This is a genomic window from Roseovarius sp. BRH_c41 (genome assembly GCF_000961715.1).
Taxonomy (GTDB): domain Bacteria; phylum Pseudomonadota; class Alphaproteobacteria; order Rhodobacterales; family Rhodobacteraceae; genus Roseovarius.
Map to the genome: position 1 here is coordinate 1 of NZ_LADY01000069.1, position 5,422 is coordinate 5,422.

The following is a 5,422-nucleotide window of genomic DNA, read 5'->3' on the forward strand; positions in this document are numbered from 1 at the left end:
GGCCTCAAGGTGCCGCTCGTCGTCCGTCTCGAAGGCACCAACGTCGAAAAGGGCAAGGAGATCATCAACACCTCCGGCCTCGACGTCATCGCCGCCGACGACCTCAAGGACGGTGCGCAAAAGATCGTCAAGGCCGTCAAAGGGTGAGCGCCGGTCCGGGGCCTTTGCCCCGGCAAACGCTCCGGTGGAGCGTTTGAGGCGCGAACGGGCGGAGCCCCGGATCATCCGACCATACCATAACGCGGCCCCGCCGCAGAACTCAGGAGCCAAACAAAATGGCAGTCCTCGTCGACAAACATACCCGCGTGATCTGTCAGGGCCTTACCGGCTCGCAGGGCACATTTCACTCCGAACAGGCCATCGCTTACGGCACCCAGATGGTCGGCGGCGTCACCCCCGGCAAGGGCGGCACGACGCATCTCGACCTGCCGGTCTTCAACTCGGTGCATGAGGCCAAACATGTGACAGAGGCCAATGCCTCCGTTATCTACGTGCCGCCGCCCTTCGCCGCCGATTCGATCCTCGAGGCGATTGACGCCGAGATGGAGCTGATCGTCTGCATCACCGAAGGCATCCCGGTCCTCGACATGATGCGCGTCAAGCGGGCGCTGGAAGGCAGCAAATCGCGCCTCATCGGCCCGAACTGCCCCGGCATCATCACGCCCGACGCCTGCAAGATCGGCATCATGCCCGGCCATATCCACCGACGCGGCTCGGTCGGCGTGGTCAGCCGCTCCGGCACGCTGACCTATGAGGCGGTCAAGCAGACTTCGGATGTGGGCCTTGGCCAGTCGACCTGTGTGGGCATCGGCGGCGACCCGATCAAGGGCACCGAGCATATCGACGTGCTCGAATGGTTCCTCGCCGATGACGAAACCCAGTCGATCATCATGATCGGCGAGATCGGCGGCTCTGCGGAAGAAGAGGCGGCGCAGTTCCTCAAGGATGAGGCCAAACGCGGGCGCAAGAAACCCGTCGCAGGCTTCATCGCTGGCCGCACCGCCCCCCCGGGCCGCCGCATGGGCCACGCCGGCGCCATCGTCGCGGGCGGCAAAGGCGACGCCGAGAGCAAGATCGAAGCCATGAAATCCGCCGGCATCACCGTCGCTGAGAGCCCCGCTGGCCTCGGAGAGGCCGTGCTCAAGGCGATTGGGTAAAACATGCCTGCGGCGCGCGCAATTCTGGCTGAAACGGCAAGAATGTTCGACCTTGGCGGTCGAACGGCGCGCGCGGCTTACCTTTGGTTTCTGTTTGCGGCAACCTGCGCCTTTGCAGTCGGCATCGCCCTATGTATCAGGTTGCTGCCTTCCGAAAGCATCGCGACAGGCATCTATGTCCTTACGGCGATTTTCTACCTTCCCGTCACGGCGGCGGGTGTGCGGCGGCTGCATGATGTCGGCGAAAGCGGGACATTGATGCTTGATCCGCTAAAGCCTGCCATCGGATTTTTCATCGTCATGACGTTGATTTGGCTCTGGATGTCCATGACATCATCAGGAACTCTTACTTTGCTAATGGCGGTGATGTTTTTCACCAAGCCGTTGGTGGCAGTCGTTGCGGTCATCGCGCTCTTTGTAATTGTACTTACGCTGATGTTTTTCTCGCACACCATGGGCCTTCTCCTGCTTCCACCACAACCCGGTCCCAACAAGTACGGTCCCAACCCTAACGAGGTGCCACTATGACCGATCAATCCCCCAACGACCTCTTTCATGCCTCCTCCTTCATGCAGGGGCATAATGCCGAGTATCTCGAACAGCTCTATGCGCGCTATGCCAATGACCCGAACGCTGTCGATGCGGCGTGGACGAACTTCTTCGACGCGCTCGGTGATGGCGACGACGATGTGAAGGCCGAGGCCGCTGGCCCCTCCTGGGCGCGGGCCGATTGGCCCCCCATGCCCGCCGATGACCTGACCGCCGCGCTGACCGGCGAATGGCCCGCAGAGCCCGAGTTGAAGGATGCAGGCAAGAAGATCACTGCCAAAGCGGCCGAGAAGGGCGTGAGCGTCAGCGACGAGGACGTCAAACGCGCCGTGCTTGATTCCGTGCGCGCGCTGATGCTGATCCGCGCCTACCGGATCCGGGGGCATCTGGCCGCTGATCTAGATCCGCTGGGCCTGCGCGAGACGCCGCTGCGCCCGGAGTTGGACCCGAAATCCTACGGCTTCACCGAGATCGACATGGATCGCCCAATCTTTATCGACAATGTGCTGGGCCTGCAAATCGCGAGCCTGCGCGAGATTCTGGCGATTGTCCGGCGCACCTATTGCGGCACCTTCGCGCTACAATACATGCATATTTCCGATCCCGAGGAATCCGCCTGGCTCAAGGAGCGGATCGAGGGCTACGACAAGGAAATCACCTTTACCCGCACCGGGCGCAAGGCAATCCTGAACAAGCTGGTCGAGGCCGAGGGTTTTGAAAAATACCTGCATGTGAAATACATGGGCACCAAGCGCTTTGGTCTTGATGGGGGCGAGAGCCTTATCCCGGCGATGGAGCAGATCATCAAGCGTGGCGGTCAACTGGGCGTCGAGGATATCGTCATCGGCATGCCGCACCGGGGCCGTCTGTCGGTTCTGGCCAATGTGATGGGCAAGCCCTATCGCGCAATTTTCAACGAGTTCCAGGGCGGCAGCTTCAAACCCGAAGAGGTCGACGGCTCGGGCGATGTGAAATACCACCTCGGGGCGTCTTCGGACCGCGAATTTGACGGCAACAGGGTGCACCTGTCGCTGACCGCCAACCCCAGTCACCTCGAAGCCGTGAACCCTGTGGTGATCGGCAAGGTCCGCGCCAAGCAGGATCAGTTGAACGACACCGACCGCACCAAGGTACTGCCCATCCTGCTGCACGGCGATGCGGCCTTTGCCGGCCAGGGCGTCGTGGCGGAATGTTTCGGTCTGTCGGGCCTCAAGGGCCACCGGACCGGCGGCACCATCCATCTCGTTGTCAACAACCAGATCGGCTTTACCACCGCACCGCATTTCAGCCGCTCCTCGCCCTATCCAACCGATATCGCGCTGATGGTCGAGGCGCCGATTTTCCACGTCAACGGCGACGATCCCGAGGCCTGTGTGCATGCAGCCCGCGTCGCCACGGAGTTCCGTCAGAAATTCCACAAGGACGTGGTAATCGACATGATCTGCTATCGCCGGTTTGGTCACAACGAGGGCGACGAGCCCATGTTTACCAACCCGGTGATGTATAAGAAGATCAAGCAGCAGAAAACCACGCTCAGCCTCTATACCGAGCGGCTGGTCAAGGATGGTCTGATCCCCGAGGGCGAGATCGAGGACATGAAGACCGCTTTTCAGGCCTATCTCGCGGATGAATTCGACGCGGGCAAGGATTACCGACCGAACAAGGCCGACTGGCTGGATGGCAAATGGGCCGACCTGAACGCGCATCGCGGCAAGTATGAGCGCGGCGAAACCGCGATCAAGCCCGAGACCATGGCCCAAGTAGGCCGCGCGCTCAGCACCGCGCCCGAAGGGTTCCCGCTGCACAAGACGGTCGAGCGGTTGCTCGAGTCCAAGGCGAACATGTTCGAGACCGGCACCGGCTTTGATTGGGCCACCGCCGAGGCGCTGGCCTTTGGCTCGCTCCTGACCGAAGGCTACCGCGTCCGCCTCTCGGGGCAGGACTGCACGCGCGGCACCTTCAGCCAGCGGCATTCCGGCCTGATCAATCAGGACAACGAAGACCGCTACTACCCGCTTAACCATATCCGCGACGGGCAGGCACATTATGAGGTCATCGACTCGATGCTCTCGGAATATGCGGTGCTGGGCTTTGAATATGGCTATTCCTTGGCCGAACCCAACGCGCTCACCCTCTGGGAGGCGCAGTTCGGCGATTTTGCCAATGGCGCACAGATCATGTTCGACCAGTTCATCTCATCGGGTGAATCGAAATGGCTGCGCATGTCCGGGCTCGTCTGCCTCTTGCCACATGGCTACGAGGGACAAGGACCGGAACACTCCTCGGCCCGTCTGGAACGCTTCTTGACCATGTGCGGCGGCGACAACTGGATCGTGGCCAATTGTACCACCCCGGCCAATTACTTCCACATCCTGCGCCGCCAGATGTATCGCACCTTCCGCAAACCACTAATCCTGATGACGCCGAAATCGCTCCTGCGGCACAAGATGGCGGTCTCGAAAACCGAGGAATTCATCACCGGCTCGTCCTTCCACCGGGTGTTGTGGGATGATGCGCAATACGGCAACTCTGAAACCAAGCTGGTCGGAGACAAGAAGATCAAGCGCGTCGTGATGTGCTCGGGCAAGGTCTATTACGACCTGCTCGAAGAGCGCGACAACCGTGGCATCGACGATGTCTACCTGATGCGCATCGAACAGTTCTACCCGTTCCCGGCGATGTCGCTGGTCAAGGAACTGGAACGCTTCAAGGGGGCGGAAATGGTCTGGTGTCAGGAAGAGCCCAAGAACCAGGGCGCGTGGTCCTTTATCGAGCCTAATATCGAATGGGTTCTGACCCGGATCAAGGCCAAGCATCTACGGCCCGTCTATGCCGGTCGCCCCGCCTCGGCCTCGCCCGCAACGGGCCTTGCCAAGCAGCACAAAGCACAACAAGAAGCGCTGGTCGATGCCGCGCTGACCATCGAAGGGAAATAACCCATGACTACCGAAGTCCGCGTCCCCACCCTTGGCGAATCCGTGACCGAGGCGACCGTCGCCACCTGGTTCAAGAAACCCGGCGACCCCGTCGCCGCCGACGAGATGCTGTGCGAGTTGGAAACCGACAAGGTGACCGTGGAGGTGCCCAGCCCTGCCGCAGGCACGATGGGTGAAATCGTAGCGCAAGAGGGTGAGACCGTCGGCGTCGATGCCCTCTTGGCCACCATCTCCGAAGGCGAAGGCAAAGCAGCCCCGACCCAAGCGGACAAGGCCGAAAAGGTCGAAAAACCTGCCAAGAGTGACAGCGCCAATGCAGGTGCCAGTGTCGATGTCATGGTCCCAACCCTCGGAGAGTCGGTGTCAGAGGCGACCGTGTCGACATGGTTCAAGAAGGTGGGCGACCCCGTCGCCGCCGACGAGATGCTGTGCGAGTTGGAAACCGACAAGGTCTCGGTCGAGGTGCCAGCCCCCGCTGCTGGCACGCTGACCGAAATCCTCGCGGCTGAGGGGTCTACCGTGCAGGCAGGTGGCAAGCTCGCGACCCTCTCCTCCGGCGCCGGGGCATCCGCGCCCGCCGCAGCGCCCAAGGCCGAACAAGCCGCAGCACCTGCACCGAGTTCCGGCAAGGATGTCGAGGATGCGCCGTCAGCCAAAAAGGCCATGGCCGAGGCCGGCCTCAGTCGCGATCAGGTCACGGGGTCTGGCCGCGATGGCCGTGTGATGAAAGAGGATGTGGCCCGCGCCGCCGCTGCTGCCACGCAGACCCCCGCCGCTGCC

4 protein-coding genes and 1 pseudogene are annotated in these 5,422 nt (G+C 61.7%); all 5 read left to right on the forward strand.

Annotation, left to right across the window (positions count from 1 at the left end; genetic code table 11):
- A pseudogene (gene sucC / locus VR71_RS25445) lies at nt 1–147 on the forward strand (succinate--CoA ligase subunit beta); the annotation flags it as partial.
- A gap of 128 nt (nt 148–275) precedes the next feature.
- Nucleotides 276–1,157 carry a succinate--CoA ligase subunit alpha gene (gene sucD / locus VR71_RS23445; protein ID WP_008279485.1) on the forward strand — a complete coding sequence of 294 codons (882 nt, stop codon included), beginning with the start codon at nt 276–278 and terminating at the stop codon, nt 1,155–1,157.
- A gap of 3 nt (nt 1,158–1,160) precedes the next feature.
- The gene (locus VR71_RS23450) at nt 1,161–1,685 is read left to right on the forward strand and encodes a DUF805 domain-containing protein (protein WP_045686720.1); all 525 of its coding nucleotides are present in this window, start codon (nt 1,161–1,163) and stop codon (nt 1,683–1,685) included.
- Entirely contained in the window at nt 1,682–4,642 is a 2,961-nt protein-coding gene (locus VR71_RS23455; protein ID WP_045686721.1) for a 2-oxoglutarate dehydrogenase E1 component, read from the forward strand. The genes VR71_RS23450 and VR71_RS23455 overlap by 4 nt, the downstream gene beginning before the upstream one ends.
- Nucleotides 4,643–4,645: 3 nt before the next feature.
- A partial coding sequence (locus tag VR71_RS23460; protein ID WP_045686722.1) for a biotin/lipoyl-containing protein occupies nt 4,646–5,422 on the forward strand: 777 nt, incomplete at its 3' end.